At 58.6% G+C, this 859-nt stretch carries 1 protein-coding gene; it reads left to right on the plus strand.

What is annotated here, in order from left to right; genetic code table 11:
- Positions 1-45: 45 nt before the first annotated feature.
- Positions 46-859 (plus strand): IS5 family transposase (locus tag C0Z16_RS37030; protein WP_102636854.1); only part of this gene is annotated, 814 nt, incomplete at its 3' end.

Genomic DNA, 859 nt, shown 5'->3' on the forward strand with positions numbered 1-859 from the left:
TAGAGGGTGTTAGGAACTTTCCTCCAGACCTGGTACCCTGGCGGAATGACAAAACGCAAGCCATACCCGACAGATGTCTCGGATGAAGAGTGGAGCTTTGCGGCTCCCTATCTGACGTTGATGAATGAAGATGCGCCACAGCGGCGGTATGAACTGCGCGAGATGTTCAACGCGCTGCGCTGGATGGCGCGGGCGGGTGCGTCCTGGCGTATGTTGCCGACCAATTTCCCGCCGTGGGAGATGGTCTACCAGCAAACGCAACGCTGGTTGAACGCGGGCTGCTTCGAGGCAATGGTCAGCGATCTGCGATCCGTAATCCGGGTCGCACAGGAACGTCAAGGCCAGCCCAGTGCGGTGATTCTGGATGGGCGCACGCTGCAGTCCACGTGCGAAAGCGGACCGCGCGCCGGTTACGACGGTCATAAGCGCAAACGGGGCAGCAAAGTTCATATGGCTGTCGACACGTTAGGTTTGCTACTGGCGGTGCACATCACGCCGGCCAACGAGCAGGAGCGTGCACAGGTAGCCGAGCTTGCGCGTCAGGTTCAGCAAGCAACCGGCCAGACGGTAAAGCTTGCATTCGCTGACCAGGGCTATACCGGTGACACGGCTCGACAGGCTGCGCATGACGAAGGTATCGAACTGCAGATCATCAAGCTGCCAGAGGCAAAGAAGGGCTTCGTGCTGTTGCCGCGACGATGGGTTGTCGAGCGTAGTTTCGGTTGGCTCAACCGATTCCGGCGACTGGCGCGAGATTACGAACGCCTGCCCGAAACATTGGCCGGCCTACACTTCGTTGTCTTCGCCATGCTCATGCTTGTACATGTCGCACAGACTATTCAAGTTCCTAACACCCTCT

The sequence above is a fragment of the Paraburkholderia rhynchosiae genome, assembly GCF_002879865.1.
GTDB classification, from domain to species: domain Bacteria; phylum Pseudomonadota; class Gammaproteobacteria; order Burkholderiales; family Burkholderiaceae; genus Paraburkholderia; species Paraburkholderia rhynchosiae.